The 14,126-nt window shown below is 68.2% G+C and carries 15 protein-coding genes; 4 read left to right on the top strand and 11 right to left on the bottom strand.

Translation table 11 applies throughout. The features are described from left to right. Nucleotides 1-15 precede the first annotated feature (15 nt). Nucleotides 16-1,968 (top strand): DNA cytosine methyltransferase, encoded by a 1,953-nt coding sequence (dcm, locus tag H5398_RS15015; RefSeq protein ID WP_182800595.1) that lies wholly within the window; start codon nucleotides 16-18, stop codon nucleotides 1,966-1,968. Nucleotides 1,969-1,973: 5 nt separating this feature from the next. Here the strand turns inward: dcm and H5398_RS15010 are convergent, their stop codons facing one another. The 7 genes from H5398_RS15010 to H5398_RS14980 all read right to left on the bottom strand — a co-directional run bounded on the left by H5398_RS15010 (nucleotide 1,974) and on the right by H5398_RS14980 (nucleotide 8,446). Continuing rightward, nucleotides 1,974-3,257 (bottom strand): ATP-binding protein, encoded by a 1,284-nt coding sequence (locus tag H5398_RS15010; RefSeq protein WP_182800594.1) that lies wholly within the window; start codon nucleotides 3,255-3,257, stop codon nucleotides 1,974-1,976. Between the two features lie 15 nt (nucleotides 3,258-3,272). Continuing rightward, complete coding sequence (locus tag H5398_RS15005) at nucleotides 3,273-3,704, bottom strand: very short patch repair endonuclease (RefSeq protein ID WP_255443795.1); 432 nt, start codon at nucleotides 3,702-3,704, stop codon at nucleotides 3,273-3,275. Between the two features lie 230 nt (nucleotides 3,705-3,934). Continuing rightward, nucleotides 3,935-4,519, bottom strand: coding sequence for a TM2 domain-containing protein (locus H5398_RS17530; protein ID WP_182800592.1), 585 nt, complete (start codon nucleotides 4,517-4,519; stop codon nucleotides 3,935-3,937). Between the two features lie 151 nt (nucleotides 4,520-4,670). Then, the gene (locus H5398_RS14995) at nucleotides 4,671-5,138 is read right to left on the bottom strand and encodes an NUDIX domain-containing protein (protein ID WP_182800591.1); all 468 of its coding nucleotides are present in this window, start codon (nucleotides 5,136-5,138) and stop codon (nucleotides 4,671-4,673) included. Between the two features lie 29 nt (nucleotides 5,139-5,167). Then, nucleotides 5,168-5,662: a bifunctional nuclease family protein gene (locus H5398_RS14990; RefSeq protein ID WP_182800590.1), complete on the bottom strand. Its 495-nt coding sequence runs from the start codon at nucleotides 5,660-5,662 to the stop codon at nucleotides 5,168-5,170. 76 nt (nucleotides 5,663-5,738) lie between these two features. After that, nucleotides 5,739-6,725: an aldo/keto reductase gene (locus tag H5398_RS14985; protein WP_182800589.1), complete on the bottom strand. Its 987-nt coding sequence runs from the start codon at nucleotides 6,723-6,725 to the stop codon at nucleotides 5,739-5,741. A gap of 41 nt (nucleotides 6,726-6,766) precedes the next feature. Next, nucleotides 6,767-8,446 (bottom strand): FAD-binding protein, encoded by a 1,680-nt coding sequence (locus H5398_RS14980; protein ID WP_182800588.1) that lies wholly within the window; start codon nucleotides 8,444-8,446, stop codon nucleotides 6,767-6,769. 48 nt (nucleotides 8,447-8,494) lie between these two features. On the opposite strand from H5398_RS14980, the gene H5398_RS14975 reads away from it, so the two are divergent. The 3 genes from H5398_RS14975 to lgt all read left to right on the top strand — a co-directional run bounded on the left by H5398_RS14975 (nucleotide 8,495) and on the right by lgt (nucleotide 10,530). Further along, the gene (locus tag H5398_RS14975; protein ID WP_182800587.1) at nucleotides 8,495-9,052 is read left to right on the top strand and encodes a TetR/AcrR family transcriptional regulator; all 558 of its coding nucleotides are present in this window, start codon (nucleotides 8,495-8,497) and stop codon (nucleotides 9,050-9,052) included. 109 nt (nucleotides 9,053-9,161) lie between these two features. Continuing rightward, nucleotides 9,162-9,602 carry a methylglyoxal synthase gene (locus tag H5398_RS14970; RefSeq protein ID WP_182800586.1) on the top strand — a complete coding sequence of 147 codons (441 nt, stop codon included), beginning with the start codon at nucleotides 9,162-9,164 and terminating at the stop codon, nucleotides 9,600-9,602. 46 nt (nucleotides 9,603-9,648) lie between these two features. Beyond that, nucleotides 9,649-10,530 carry a prolipoprotein diacylglyceryl transferase gene (gene lgt, locus H5398_RS14965; protein WP_182800585.1) on the top strand — a complete coding sequence of 294 codons (882 nt, stop codon included), beginning with the start codon at nucleotides 9,649-9,651 and terminating at the stop codon, nucleotides 10,528-10,530. A 79-nt stretch (nucleotides 10,531-10,609) separates the two neighbouring features. Here lgt and H5398_RS14960 read toward each other — a convergent pair whose 3' ends face one another. From H5398_RS14960 to H5398_RS14945, 4 genes are all read right to left on the bottom strand, one after another. Then, nucleotides 10,610-11,821 (bottom strand): ROK family transcriptional regulator, encoded by a 1,212-nt coding sequence (locus H5398_RS14960; protein WP_182800584.1) that lies wholly within the window; start codon nucleotides 11,819-11,821, stop codon nucleotides 10,610-10,612. Between the two features lie 79 nt (nucleotides 11,822-11,900). Continuing rightward, complete coding sequence (locus H5398_RS14955; protein ID WP_182781009.1) at nucleotides 11,901-12,254, bottom strand: MGMT family protein; 354 nt, start codon at nucleotides 12,252-12,254, stop codon at nucleotides 11,901-11,903. Beyond that, nucleotides 12,247-12,993: a Sir2 family NAD-dependent protein deacetylase gene (locus H5398_RS14950; protein WP_182800583.1), complete on the bottom strand. Its 747-nt coding sequence runs from the start codon at nucleotides 12,991-12,993 to the stop codon at nucleotides 12,247-12,249. Before H5398_RS14950 ends, H5398_RS14955 begins: the two co-directional genes overlap by 8 nt. 14 nt (nucleotides 12,994-13,007) lie before the next feature. Beyond that, the gene (locus tag H5398_RS14945; protein ID WP_182800582.1) at nucleotides 13,008-13,982 is read right to left on the bottom strand and encodes an aldo/keto reductase; all 975 of its coding nucleotides are present in this window, start codon (nucleotides 13,980-13,982) and stop codon (nucleotides 13,008-13,010) included. Nucleotides 13,983-14,126 lie beyond the last annotated feature (144 nt).

Below are 14,126 nucleotides of genomic sequence, written 5' to 3'. Positions count from 1 at the left end.
CCCTAACATCTACTCATGGACTCGGCGGGCACCACCAAGGATGGCGGATTCGGTGTCAAGCTGGTCCGGGGACCGTTTCTGCAGCTTCCCCCCCATCCCGGGCACGTGAAGAGCCCAGCGGCGCTGGCCGGCTTGTGCCGGAGTCTGAAGCGGGGGTCGCCCGGCACCAGGCTTGCTGCAGACCTATTCTCTGGAGCCGGCGGACTGAGCCTTGGGCTCCACCAGGCGGGGGTGGAGGTAGTGCTCGGCGTCGATCACTACGCCGAGGCCGTCAAGACCCACGCACACCACTTCCCTGGCCTCTCGGTCGACTGGGATTTGTCAGAGCCTGATCGGATCGAACAGGTCGCCAGCCTCATGCGCGAGTGCGGCATCACGGTGCTCGCAGGTGGCCCTCCGTGCCAGCCGTTCTCCAAGGCAGGCCGATCAGGCATCCGTCACCTCGTCCGCAACGGTCAGCGCGAATCGCACGACCAGCGCAGGGATCTCTGGCGCTCCTTCATGGAAGTGGTTGACCTCGCTCGGCCAGAGGCTGTGCTGATGGAGAACGTCCCAGACATGGCGCTGGATCCGGAGATGTTCATCCTCCGGACAATGGTTGAGGAGTTCGAGGTCCTGGGGTACTCCGTGGAAGTGCGGGTCGTCGACTCTTGGCGGTATGGGGTTCCCCAGTTCCGGCAGAGGCTTATCGTGGTTGCGCTTGCTGATGGGGTTCAGTACCGGTGGCCGGCGGAGTCGGACCATCGAGTGACGGTCTGGAATGCGATCGGTGACCTGCCTCCAGTCGAGGGGGGATGGCGCCCAGCCGGCGGAGAATACGGCTGGGCAGGGTATGCGGCTCCGCAGACCGCATTCCAGCGGAAGATGCGCGAGGGAGTGCCGGAGGCGGACAGTCGCAAGGTGTTCGATCACATCACGAGACCAGTTCGCGCCGACGACGCTCAGGCTTTCGCGCTGATGAGTCCTGACACGAAGTACTCGGAGCTTCCAGACGAGTTCAAGCGATACCGGGACGACATCTTCGACGACAAGTACAAGCGACTCGATGAGAACGACGTCTCGCGGACGATCACGGCCCACATTGCCAAGGATGGATACTGGTACATCCACCCACGTCAAGGCCGGACGATCACCGTTCGTGAAGCTGCACGCATCCAGACCTTTCCTGACTGGTACCGCTTCAACGGCCCGCCATCCGCTGCCTTCAAGCAGATCGGGAACGCTGTGCCGCCCCTTCTGGGGCGTCATCTCGCCCGGTCGGTGCTGACCTCGCTCGCTGAGGGGGCGGCGCGGAGCTACTCGACCCGTGAGCTCGCTGGAGCCGTGTCAACGTGGTTCACCGCGAGGGATAAGTTGACGGTGCCGTGGCTCCGTGGGAATCGCTGGCAGGTCATTCAGGCCGGGGTTCTGCTCGATCGCCTCACGGCGGTGATGGTGCCGCAAGCCTGGGCAGTCATTGAAGGAGCGATGACGAAGCCCGAGGAGACACTTGAGAACCGCGATGTGGTTCGAGCCGTCGGGCGGTTGATCGGGCGCACTGCAAAAGCGGAGCTGGTTATCAGCTTGGCCCAGATCATGGCAGATGAACCGGATCTGCCTGATGAGGGACTCATCAAGCTGCCGGGGGTCAACCAGACCACGGCGGCCATGGCGGTCCTGGTGGATGGACTGAGCGAGGAGGAGCCGGTCACTTCTGGAGCGGGCATTTCGCGTGTCGCGGCGCGCTTCTCAGGCACCTCGTCGGATATTCACAATAAGTTCACTGACGGTCGGTTGGCCATCGCTCGCATGATCGGAAATGGCAAGACCTCGCGGAGCGCGCAGCTGGGACTGATTGAGTTGGCCGCTGCGATCTGTGTTCCTGATCGGCCCCGGTGTGGTGAGTGTCCGCTGGAAGAGCACTGCCTTACGGCTCAGCTTCGACCTTCTCGGAGAGAATTCGAGGGGAGTCCACAGCCCATCAAGTAGTCACTTCAGACTGCGAGCTCGTCCAAGCCGAGAGTGGTGGCAAGTTCCGGCGACTCTAGGCGCAGTGCCTGGACGATCGAGCGCAGGGGGTCCAACTGGCCCGAAGCCGAGGCGGCCGCGAGGATGGCCAGTCCGGCTTGGGCGTTGAGGCTCCCGACGGCGGTCCTCTTCGTGGACTCAGCGCGTTCCGTGTGCACGTTGGCCTGTCGGTAGACGGCCTCAGCGCGGTTGCACATCTCCTGCACTGGGCGCTGGAGCATCGTCTTCAGCTGCGGCGGCAGTGAGACGCGCATCTTGGCCACGTTGATGTTGAAGGCTGCATCGAGATCGGTGTCGAAACGCAATGCGCATCGGGCGATCTTGGTGTGCTCGTCGATCGCGCGCAGCCCCGCCCAGCCGCCCCCTTGGACCAACCGGTCGGCGCGGTAGATGTAGATGCCCTGTTGCCTGTTCCACTTCAGTGGCCCCGCGGCCATCTCGAAGGCTGCCTGTGAGCTGAACTGATGCCGTGGGGGCAGGACCCAACGGTCCAGCGTGACGGTCCCAGCCACCCCGGCTGAAGCAACCTCAAATGTCTGCGACGGCAGCTTCAGGGTGTTGCGTTCGTGGCGGGCGAACGGGTCCCAAGGGGTAAGCGCCTGGCCGTCCATCTCGATGGTGACGACGTCCCCGCGGGTTCCGTCGAGATACCGATGAAACACCATCGAGAGGTGCTGGGCGGTCCGCTCGGCAGAAGCGGTCATGCGTCGCCTGGCCCATCCGTCGGCCATCCCTTCCGGGATCACGCGGTCGAGGTCTTCCCACACGACCACAGTGTTGAGTCCCTCAGACAGAAGGGCTGCCGCCTCGGTGATCGCCGGGGATTCGAAGGGCTCCACGATCACCCATTTGTCGAACCTCTCCACCAGATCCAGACTGAGCTGGCGGATCGTGATCCGATCTGTTCCCCGAGGTCTCGAAACCACGGTCAGCTTGCGCGCCTGAGAGAGGGACGCGGTCTTGAGGCCGAGCCCGTATCGTCCGAGCTCGCCGCGCTCGTACTCCCGCCGCGACCCGAACCTCAACGCCTCATGCACACGGTCGTCGGACATCCCGGCGCCATTGTCCCCGATCAATACCCGGTAGTCGCCGTCGCCCTCGAACTTGATGACGACCCGGTCTGCGTCGGCCGCGATGCTGTTGTCGACGAGATCGGCGACCGCAGACTGGAGGTCATATCCAATGTCCCGGAGCGAGGTCGTGAGTCGGAAGGCCGATGGCGCGACCGAGAACGTTGGGCAGGCACTCACCCGATCACTCCTGACTCATTCGTGGCTGGTGGTCTCATCCTCCAGGATGTCACAGCCTTCTGACATTCTGCCAGTCTGGACACGCCCAACCGCACTTCGCCACAGCGTTGTGATGCGATTGGCAGCCTCCCCCGCATCCTCGTGCTCCCACACATGAATCGCGAGCCAGCCCATGGATTGCAGGGCAGCATCCTTCTCGCGGTCCCGCTCCACGTTGCGGGTGAGCTTCGCCTCCCACCAGTCGTGGTTGTTCTTGGGAGCTGTTGAATGCTCCGGACAGCGGTGCCAGAAGCAGCCGTCGACGAACACGGCGATCTTCGCGCGGGTGAAGGCGATGTCGGGCCGGCCGGGGAGGGGCGCCTGGACTCGAAAGCGCAGACCCCGGCGGTGAAGGAGCCGGCGGAGACGCATCTCGGGCTCAGAGCCGGCCCGTGGCATCCGTCGCATCTGCGCGGAGACGCCTGCGCTCAACGGCGTTGGCATTGCAGCCCTCGGTTGAGGCTCGGAGGGTGACTCCGATGAACTCATACCCATCAGTGTCATGCAGGCGAAACCAAAAGAGTGAGAATCCGGGGAGATGGCCGCCAGAGGGCTCTATCTCCCCGGATTCTCACTCTCTCCGCCCCTGGCCCGGGATCCCACCAGACCCAGGGGAGCGTCGAAAGGGAGCGACAAACTCAGTCAGTGAGCTCAACGCCCGCCGCGTCGCGGTGCCACTGCTCGCCCGGCTTCGAGATGAGGATCAGCACGCCCTCGATCAGGCCCCATATGGCGGACACCCAGGACAGGAAGCCCACCGACAGCACGGTGATCAGGAGCTGGATCAGCGCCTTCTTGGTGAAGCCGAGGTAGAAGTTGTGGATCCCAAGCCCACCGAGCAGGATGCCGAGGATGCCCGCCACGATCTTGGACTTCTGGTTCACCGGGGGGCCGTACTGCTGGCCCTGGTAGGGCGCGCCGGCGTACTGCTGCTGGCCCTGGAACTGGCCGGGGGTTTGCCCGTACGCGGGGGTGCCGGTGGGCTGACCGTAGGCGGGGGCCTCCGGCTGACCGTAGACGGGGGCCTCCGGCTGGGCATGGGCGGGCGCGGCCGCGGCGGCCGGCTCCGCCCGGAAAGGAGCGGCATACGGCTGGGCGTCCGCGGGCTGCTGGTCGGCGGCCGGCTGGTCAAAGGTGGGCTGATCGAAGCTCGGCTGCTCGGCCGGCGTGCCGAGCGGCTCCGGGTCAACGTTGCGCTGGGGGTCCTGGGGAGGCTGCGTCATGAGGAGTCCTGTTCATTGATGCGCCGGCTCAGGCCGACGACGCGCTCAAGATAGCGCAGCGGGCGGGTCACTCAGAGACCACTGCTCCATCGTTCGCGGGAAGCGCAGGACGGACCTTCGACGGTACCCTCCCCGCCGTCGCCGATGTCCATCACCGCACGAAGTGGGTGGCCTCGTCGCTTGTCAGGGCGTGCTCGAGGGCCTCCCGATGCCACTGCGACAAGGGCGGCAGGTCGTCGAGGGGGAACCATCGCGCTTCCGTGTTCTCGTCGTCGGCGGGGTGGGGCTCGCCGCTCACCCACCGGAAGAGGAACTCGACGGACAGGTACTGGGTCTGATCCCCGTTGTCGTAGGTGATCATCGGCGTCACCCGCAGCGAGACCAACCGCACCGGCTCGCCCACCACCCCCGCCTCCTCGAGCAGCTCCCGGCGGGCGGCCTGCGCGGGCTCCTCGCCCGGATCGACGATTCCCGTGACAGGAGTCCAGGCGCCATTGTCCGCGCGCCGCACCAGCAGCACCTCGCCGTCGCGGACGACGATCGCGCTGGTACCGGTCAGCCAGAGCGGGGCGTGGCCCACTTTTTCGCGAAGCTTCAAGATGAACTCAGGGGTGGCCATGGGCACACGCTAGCGGGGTCGGCTTCGGCTCAGCCCTGGAAGTCCTCAGGCTCCACGTCCTCCAGGAACTTGGTGAACGCCTCCACCTCGGCCTCCTCATCCACCTCGTGCTCCCGGTCGTCGGGGATGGCGGCGTCGTCGAGCACCGACTCGGCCGCCCAGATCACCGTCCCGGTTCGGACGGCCAATCCCAGCGCGTCCGAGGGCCTCGCGTCCAGCACGATCTGCCCGCCGGGCGTGGACAGGGTGATCTCGGCGTAGAAGGTGCCGCCCTCGATACGGGTGATCGCGACCCTCTCCACAGAGGTATCCAACGCTTCCAGCACATGCCGCATCAGGTCCAGGGTGAGCGGCCGGGGCGCCGGGTCGCCGTTGACGCCCTGAAGGATCGCGGCGGCCTCGAGCCCGCCGATCCAGATCGGCAGCATCCTGCCCTCGCCCGTCTCTTCGCCGACGGGTTTCAGGATCACCACCGGCTGCGACTTCACGTCCAGTGCGAGCCCGACGATGTGGACGGGGATCATGGATGCCACCTCTCAGCGGGGCCAGATGTTCGGCCGGATTGTGATGCCTTCTTCCATCGTAGGCCCGGCCGACGCCTCACCAGCGGTCGTGCACGTACCCGCGGATGTACTCGCCGTAGATCCGCTCACACGCGGCCAACTGCTCTGCGGTCAGCGACGGCAGGGACCCCGCCGCCGCGTTCGCCCGGGCCTGCTCCGGCCGGCTCGCCCCCGGGATGACGACGGAGACCCCAGGCTGATCGATGATCCAGCGCAGCGCCAGCTGGGCCGGGCTGACGCCCTCGGGCACGATGGCGGCGAACTCCCGCGCCGCCTCGACGCCGACGTCGTAGGGGACCCCGCTGAACGTCTCGCCCTGGTCGAAGGCCTCGCCCTGACGGTTGTAGGTGCGGTGGTCCTCCACCGCGAACGTCGTCGACGCGGTGAACCGGCCTGTCAGGAGCCCGCTGGCCAGCGGCACCCGCGCGATGATGCCCACCCCCGCCTCGACGGCGGCCGGCAGCACGCGCTCCAACGGCTTGCGGCGGAACACGTTGAGGATGATCTGAATGCTGGCCACCCCGGGACGAGCCATGGCGGTGAGGGCCTCGTCGACCGTCTCCACGGACACGCCGTAGTGCCTGATCCGGCCCTCGGCCACCATCTCGTCGAGCACGTCGTAGACCGAGTCGTCGGAGTACACCGGTGTGGGCGGGCAGTGCAGCTGGATCAGGTCGATGGCCTCGACACCGAGGAGGCTGCGGGAGCGGTCGGTCCAGGCGCGGAGATTGTCGCGGGTGAACTGGTCCGGGGTGTGCGGGTTGGCGCGGCGGCCCAGCTTGGTGGCCACCGTGAGGGAGTCGTCGGCGCGCTCCCTGAGGAAGCGGCCGACGAGCTCCTCGCTGTGCCCGTCGCCGTAGACGTCCGCGGTGTCGAAGAAGGTGACGCCCTCGTCGGCGGCGGTGTGGAGGACCGCCATGGCGGTGTCGTCGCTGACCGAGCCCCAATCGCCGCCGAACTGCCAGCATCCTTGTCCCACGACGCCGATGGTGCGGCCGGTCCTACCCAAAATGGAAGTCTGCATGCCTCCCACCTTGGCACAGACCGGTCGCCCGCGCTCCCCACTCAGCCAGCCGTCGCCCCCGCCGCACCCACGAGGTCTCCCGCCGATCCGGCGCCGGCCATGTGGCGGGCCCCACGGAGGCCGAACACCGCGGCTGGGCCGATCGTCGAGCCGGGGCCGGGGTACGTGCGCCCCATCACGGAGGCCGAGTTGTTGCCCGCCGCGTACAGGCCCTCGATCACCGAGCCGTCCTCACGCAGCGCCCGCGCGAACTCGTCGGTCACCACGCCTCCCTTCGTGCCCAGGTCCCCGATCACCACGCGATACGCCGTGAACGGACCCTTCTCCAGCGGGCCCAGGTTGGCGTTCGGGATCACCGACGGATCGCCGTAGTAGCGGTCGTAGGCGGACCTCCCGCGGCCGAAGTCGTCATCCACGCCGGCCCGGGCGAACGCGTTGAAGCGGTCGACGGTGGCGCGCAGCGTGGCGGGCTCCATCCGCAGCTTCCGCGCCAGAGCCTCGACGGTGTCCGCCTTCGCCATCGACCCCTCCGCCGCCAGCTTCTTGTTGGTGCGCGGGTCCATCGCGTAGGTGCGCATGTAGCGGCGCGCGTGGCGGGCCTCGCCGATGATCCAGTAGGCGCCGTCCTTGTCGTGCTCCAGCATGTGGTGCCCGAGGTCCACATACGACTCCGCCTCGTTGGCGAACCGTTCCCCGCGGCCGTCCACCATGATCGAGTAGGGCAGCGCCCGCTCGCCCACGATGAACGACGGGTCCCCGCCGTCGGCGCCGATTACGGACGCGCCCCACCACGCGTCGTCCATCAGCTCCAGCGCCGCGCCCGCCCGCTGGCCGAGCCCGATCGCCGAGCCCAGGTTGCCCGGGTTGCCGGAGCTGTCGCCCTCGATGCCGTGGTACTGCACCCGCATCAGGGCGTTGCGGTCGAATCCGCCGCCCGCGAGCATCACGCCGCGGCGGGCGCCCACGGTCTGGGTGCGGCCGTCGCGGGTGATCCGCACGCCGACCACGCGGTCGCCGTCGAAGATCAGCTCCTCGACGGGGCTGCTCAGCCACAGCTTCGCTCCGCCCTTCTGCACCACGCCCGCGAACATCGCGGTGGCGAGCGCGGCGCCGATCCCCACGCCCCGCCTCCCGGTGCCCAGGAATCCGAGCATCCGGAACACGAGGCTCGCTCCGCGCTTGAATCCGCCCCAGGTGGACCAGTCGCGCTGGATGAGCCACACGTCGTCGGTCATGATCGGCAGCGGCGCCGTGAGGCGGAGCGTCGAATACCAGTCGCCAAGCACCTTCGAGTCCAGTGGCTTCACCTCCACGGCGCGCCCGATCCGCCCACCGGGGAGCTCGGGGTAGTAGTCCGGGTACTCGCCCGCCCGGACGAACTCCACCCCGTAGCGCTCAGCGGTGGTGACCAAGTCGGACACCGAATCGACGAAGGCCTCCTTGCGCTCGCGCGATGTGCACCGTCCGACGTCCCCGATGCACGCCTCCATGTACTCGAGTGCGGACTCGCGGGAGTCGGAGACCCTCTCCCGCTGCATCAGGGGATTGTTGGGCAGCCAGAGGCCGCCTCCCGACATGGCCGTGCTGCCGCCCCACTTCTCGGTGCTCTCCAGCATCACCACGTCCAGTTTCTCGTCGACGGCGCCCAGCGCGGTGGCCATCGCGGCCCCACCCGAGCCCACAACCACCACATCGAAAGTGTGGTCGAAAGTCTGCGTCATCTTTCCTCCTCATACCGGACAGCTATGTCCGGTTCTATGCTGTCCAGCATGCCCGCCCATCACCGTCGGATCAATAGGGGACCCGCAGCGGCCGCCGAGAATCGCCGCGCGGTGCTGGCTGCCGCCCGCGAACTCTTCGCCGAACGGGGCTACGACGTGCCGATGCAGGCCATCGCCAAGCGGGCCGGCGTCGGCCAGGGGGTGCTCTACCGGCACTTCCCCAAGCGCCTGGACCTGGCGCTGGCGGTGTTCGAGGAGAACTTCGTCCGCCTCGAGACGGCCGGGGCCGACGTGGGCCCCGGCTCCTTCAGCGCCCTGTGGGGAGTGATGGTGGACAGCGTGGTGGAATCCGCGGCCTTCGTCGAGATGGCGGTCGAGGCGCGGCGCGAGATGCCGGACTTCGGCGGCAACGAGCGTGTGGTCGCGGTGTTCGGCCCCCACGTCGAGGCGGCCCGGCAGGCCGGGGAGGTGCGCGCGGACCTCGTCGTCGACGATGTGCTCATCGGGGTGCGGATGGTTTACGGCCTGGTTGTGACCAGCGGCGGCGGGGGCATGCTGAGGGGGCGGATCGCGGCGGTGTCGCGGCGGTGGTTCGGAATGGGGTGAGTCGGGCGCGGGAGGCTCAATCCGGCAGATGGAGGCAACAGACGGCCAAGTCGCGCCCAGCGGTTCGTGCGGGCCTACGCTGGCCTCACACGGATGAGAGGCGGCAGACATGCCGGACGTCAAGCACAACATCGCCCTGGTGGCCCACGACAACAAGAAGGCCGAGCTGCTCAGCTGGGCCAACTACAACCGGGGCACCCTCAGCCACCACACCCTCTTCGCCACCGGCACCACCGGCACGATGCTGGAGTACGAGCTCGGACTCCCCGTCACCCGGCTGCTGTCCGGCCCGGTGGGCGGGGATCAGCAGATCGGCGCGATGATCGCCGAAGGCCGCATCGACACACTCATCTTCTTCTGGGATCCGCTCGAGCCACAGCCCCACGACCCTGATGTGAAGGCGCTGCTGAGGATAGGGGCCGTGTGGAACGTGCCGATGGCGTGCAACGTGGCAACCGCCGACGTCCTGATCTCGTCGCCGCTGATGAGCCAGCCATGGGCGAACCGCCCCGACATCACGCCGCGAGCCTGGGAACCCACCGAGGAGTGATGGCCGGTCCGGCGGCCACCTTGCCGCGGTATGGAAAGCTGGGGCCGTGACACCCCTCGAGCTGACCTTCCCGGACATCAATCCGGTTGCCATCAACATCTTCGGCCTGAAGATCCACTGGTACGCACTCATGTACCTCCTCGCGTTCGCGATGGGGTATGGGTTGATGATCCTGCGACTGCGGCACGAGCCCTACCGGTCGATCACCACGCCCAGGCCGTGGACCCGGACGAGCATCGAAGACATCCTGCTCGCGGCCATCATCGGCGTCATGGTGGGCGGACGCCTCGGCTACACGCTCTTCTACAATCCGGCCTACTACTTCGCCAACCCGCTGGAGATCCTCCAGATCTGGGATGGCGGGATGAGCTTCCACGGCGGTGCCATCGGCGTGGGGCTTGGCCTGGCCTGGTTCGCCTTCCGCGAGAAGCGCCCGTTCCTCCAGGTGGCGGACTTCCTCGTGCCCGCCGCGCCCATCGGCCTCGCGGCCGGCCGGTTCGGCAACTTCATCAACGGCGAGCTGTGGGGCCGCGAAGCCTCGGCAGATCTGCCGTGGGCCATGCGGTTCCCCACCGGGGGCGACGTCCTGCGCCACCCGTCGCAGCTCTACCAGATGCTCCTCGAGGGCGTCCTGCTGTTCATCCTGCTTTGGCTCTACGCCCGCAAGCCCCGCTTCCGCGGCCAGATCACCGGCGCATTCATCGCCGGCTACGGGCTGTTCCGGTTCATCGCGGAGTTCTGGCGCGAGCCCGACGCGCAGCTGGGCTTCCTCTCGCTCGGGCTCAGCATGGGTCAGTGGTTGTCGCTGCCCATGGTGCTGATCGGCCTCGTCCTCTGGTCCTGGGCCCGGATGCGCGCAGTCAGCGATGTGGAAACCGAGGCTGTTGATAACCCGGAGGATAAGTCCGTGGAGTCCGACGAGGCCTGACCCCTTCGCGGTGACCTGCGGTCTTTTCGCTCCGCGAACCTGTGGACAACTGTGTGGACGGCTGTGTGGACCGACCGGCTCAGAGGTGGTAGTGGCCGGCGCGGGCGGCCAGCCATCCTTCGGGATCCTTGAAGACGGGGCCCATGGCCGCCAGCCCCGCCCCCATCACCGACCGCAGGGGTGCGTCGGTCAACGCCGTGACCTCCATGGGTGTCTTGCGGGCCCACACCACCCGGCCCGCCAACTGCCGGTGCAGAGGCTCGCGCAGCCAGGGTTCGAGGTGGGCGAAGTGACCGGACAGTCGCACGGTGGACACGTCGGAGAGGTTGATCGCAGCACCGAGCGCGATCCCCAGGGCGCCGGCGGCGCGGCGGATCACCGTCTGGGCCCGTTCGTCGCCGTGGGAGAGGGCGTGCATGAGTGCCTCCAGGGTGGGTTGCCTGGCCGCTGAGAGGAGGGCGTGCAGGCCAACGACCGTCTCCAGGCAGCCGACCGAACCGCACGGACAGGGTGCCCCGCGCGGGTCTACGCAGACGTGGCCGATCTCACCGGCCCAGCCGTGCTCGCCGAGGTGCAGCCTGCCCTTGACGACGATGGCGCCTCCAACCCCGGCATCCCCACAGAGCAGGATGAACGACCCGCCGTGCGCGTCCCGGAGCAGGGTCACCGCGCCGCTGTCCGCGTCGTTGGCGATATTCAGCGACACAGGCACGCCGTCGTGCGCGAGAGACCAGTGATCTGCCGGGCGTTCCCCCTCCCAGCCGAGCGGAGTGGAGCGCACGATCAGGCCGGCCTTGCGATCCACCAAGGCGGGCAGCGCCACGTAGGCGCCGATGAGGCGGCCGGCGGAAGGAAGCTCCTCCAGGACGCTACGTGAGAGCCGCTCCAACTCGGCCATGGTCCCCGCGACACCCAGGCGCTTGGCATCCGCGGCCACCTCCCGGGAGGCAGTCACCTTGGAGGTCAGGTCCACGAGGCCCACCGCGAGCCTGCCCAGGCGGACATGCAGGCCCAGCCCGAACGTGGTCCCCGGCTTGATGAACAGCGGGACCGCGGGGCGGCCCCGGCCGGCGCTGGCCGCCTCGCCCTCGGTCACCAGATCGCCGGAGATCAGCTCGTCCACCAGCCGCGACACCGTCGATCTCGTCATGCCCAGCTGCTGGGCGATTCCCGCGCGCGACACGTGCCCGCTGTGTTCCACCACGCGCAGAAACACCAACGCGAGGTTCGACGATCGCATCGCCGACTGCGTCATGCCCGAGGTGTGCTCGTACTCCGGCTCTTCCGTCATGCAACTCACTTCCGATCACCGACGCTGGGGGTGCGTCTCCGGTGACGCCGCCAGTGTCCACCCAACAAGGTGTTGAGCGCTAGGGGGCGTCCATAAATGGGCGGTCAGGCAGATCTGCAACGGCGGCCCGATAGTCGTCGCCTAGGCGCTCCAGGTCCGCCCGGCAGCGGCTGATCAGGCAGCGGTCGCCGTCGGCGTCGATGCCTTCGCGCTGCCACTGCTTCCGGGCCAGCGGGAGCAGATGCTCGGGCATTCGCCCAGAGGCGTTGGTCACCCGCCACCACGACACCTCACCGCCCCAACTGGTCATGATGCTGCCGACCCGGCGGGGCGACGTGCCGACAAGAGCCGCGATGTCGCCGTAGGCCACGACCCGCCCCGGCGGCACCTGCTCCACGGCCCGCAGCACGCGCTCCACCACCTCGTCACTCATCGGCGACCCCGAGCAGAGCCGGGAGGACCTCGTCGAGCTGACCGCGGATGACCTGGTCCGCGTCGTCGTCGTAGGCGGTGGCCTCCGCGTTGACGATCACTCCGTACGCCCCGAGCTCCAACGCCAACGGGAACAGGCCGGCGACGGGATAGACGCCGAGAGTGGTGCCGACGGCGACGATGGCGTCGCAGTCCTCCGCCGCCGCCACCGCGGCGCCCAGCACGTCGGCGTCGAGGACCTCCTCGAACAGCACGACGGTGGCCCGCGTGATCCCCCCACACGCGGGGCAACGCGGATCCTCCTCGCCGGCCGCCACCCGCTCCAGCATCTCCTCCATCGGACCGGTGCGCCCACACATCTCGCAGCGCCAGGTGCGTGCCGAGCCGTGGATCTCGTGCACCAGCTCGGGGTTGCTGCCGGCCAACTGGTGCAGACCGTCGGTGTTCTGCGTGACGATCGCGCGCAACCGCCCCGCCCGCTCCAGCTCGACGATGGCCCGGTGTGCGCGAGTGGGCTGCGCGGCCCACATCGCGGGGTGGGCCCGACGGCGCCAGGCCGCCTTGCGCACGTCGTCGTCGCGGAGGTACCAGGAGAGGGTGGAGACCAGCTCCGCGTAGGGGTCGCGCGTCCAGAGGCCCTCCGGCCCACGGAAGTCCGGGATGCCCGCGGCGGTGGACAGCCCGGCCCCGCTGAGGATGAGGATCCGGGTGGCCTGGTCGAGGCTCGAGATCTTCGCCACGGCTCAGCCTCCGGTCACCAGGCGTAGGCCTCCGGCGCGGCTCCGCCGGGGCCGGGGAAGATTTCGTCGAGGCGCTTCAAGGCGGCGTCGTCGAGGGTGATCTCCAGCGCGCGGAGGGCGCCTTCGAGCTGCTCCATGGTGCGAGGCCCGATGATGGGTCCGGTGACACCGTCCTGGTGCAGCAACCACGCGAGGGCCACGTCGCCGGGCGCGTGGCCGAGCTCGTCGCAGAACGCCTCCCACTGCTCCAGCTGCGCCCGCTTCTCCTCGACCCGCTTGAGCATGCCCGCGTCTGCGCGGCGGCCCTCATCGATCTTGCGCAGCACGCCACCCAGCAGGCCGCCGCCCAGCGGCGACCACGGAATGACGCCGAGGCCGTAGTGGCGGGCCGCCGGGAGGACCTCAAGCTCGATGGTGCGGGCGGCGAGGTGGTAGAGCGACTGCTCGCTGACCAGGCCGAGCGAGTGACGCGCCTTGGCGGCCTCGTTGGCCGCGGCGATGTGCCAGCCGGCGAAATTCGACGAGCCCACGTAGACGATGTCGCCGGAGGCGACGAGGCGGTCCATCGACTGCCACACCTCCTCCCATGTGGTGGCGCGGTCCACGTGGTGCATCTGGTAGAGGTCGATGTGTTCGGTCTGGAGCCGCTGCAGGGAGGCGATCGCCGAGCGGCGCACGTTGACGGCGGACAGCTTCGAGAAGTTCGGCACCTCTTCGTCGAGGGTGGAGCCATAGCACTTGGTGGCCAGCACCACCTCGTCGCGGCGGCCGGACTTGGCGAACCAGCGCCCGACGATCTCCTCGGTGCGGCCGCGATGGCCCTGACCGCCGTAGCCGTTGGCGGTGTCGAAGAAGTTGATGCCCGCGTCGAGGGCCCGGTCCATGATGGCGTGCGAGTCCTCTTCCGAGGTGTGCGGGCCGAAGTTCATGGTGCCGAGCACGATGCGCGAGACGAGAAGGCCGGAACGGCCGAGGCGGGTGTACTGCATGGTGTCCTCCAGTTGACTGCTCCTCCACCCTATCCACGGCCCGCGTGCGGGGGTGGGGACTTCGCAGAGGCGACGTGGCACGACTGCGGGGTTAGGACAGCCTCAGCTCATAACTGACCCCCGGGGTCGCAATTGACAACCGCA

The sequence above is a fragment of the Tessaracoccus sp. MC1679 genome (genome assembly GCF_014164775.1).
Taxonomy (GTDB): domain Bacteria; phylum Actinomycetota; class Actinomycetes; order Propionibacteriales; family Propionibacteriaceae; genus Arachnia.
This window is presented reverse-complemented; position numbering and strand designations above follow the sequence as displayed.

What these genes read in the sequence shown, in the direction of transcription:
- dcm (WP_182800595.1), top strand. Translation starts at nt 16, where the DNA reads ATGGACTCGGCGGGCACCACCAAGGATGGCGGATTCGGTGTCAAGCTG.
- H5398_RS15005 (WP_255443795.1), bottom strand. Translation starts at nt 3,704, where the DNA reads ATGCGACGGATGCCACGGGCCGGCTCTGAGCCCGAGATGCGTCTCCGC.
- H5398_RS17530 (WP_182800592.1), bottom strand. Translation starts at nt 4,519, where the DNA reads ATGACGCAGCCTCCCCAGGACCCCCAGCGCAACGTTGACCCGGAGCCG.
- H5398_RS14995 (WP_182800591.1), bottom strand. Translation starts at nt 5,138, where the DNA reads ATGGCCACCCCTGAGTTCATCTTGAAGCTTCGCGAAAAAGTGGGCCAC.
- H5398_RS14990 (WP_182800590.1), bottom strand. Translation starts at nt 5,662, where the DNA reads ATGATCCCCGTCCACATCGTCGGGCTCGCACTGGACGTGAAGTCGCAG.
- H5398_RS14985 (WP_182800589.1), bottom strand. Translation starts at nt 6,725, where the DNA reads ATGCAGACTTCCATTTTGGGTAGGACCGGCCGCACCATCGGCGTCGTG.
- H5398_RS14980 (WP_182800588.1), bottom strand. Translation starts at nt 8,446, where the DNA reads ATGACGCAGACTTTCGACCACACTTTCGATGTGGTGGTTGTGGGCTCG.
- H5398_RS14975 (WP_182800587.1), top strand. Translation starts at nt 8,495, where the DNA reads ATGCCCGCCCATCACCGTCGGATCAATAGGGGACCCGCAGCGGCCGCC.
- H5398_RS14970 (WP_182800586.1), top strand. Translation starts at nt 9,162, where the DNA reads ATGCCGGACGTCAAGCACAACATCGCCCTGGTGGCCCACGACAACAAG.
- H5398_RS14960 (WP_182800584.1), bottom strand. Translation starts at nt 11,821, where the DNA reads ATGACGGAAGAGCCGGAGTACGAGCACACCTCGGGCATGACGCAGTCG.
- H5398_RS14955 (WP_182781009.1), bottom strand. Translation starts at nt 12,254, where the DNA reads ATGAGTGACGAGGTGGTGGAGCGCGTGCTGCGGGCCGTGGAGCAGGTG.
- H5398_RS14945 (WP_182800582.1), bottom strand. Translation starts at nt 13,982, where the DNA reads ATGCAGTACACCCGCCTCGGCCGTTCCGGCCTTCTCGTCTCGCGCATC.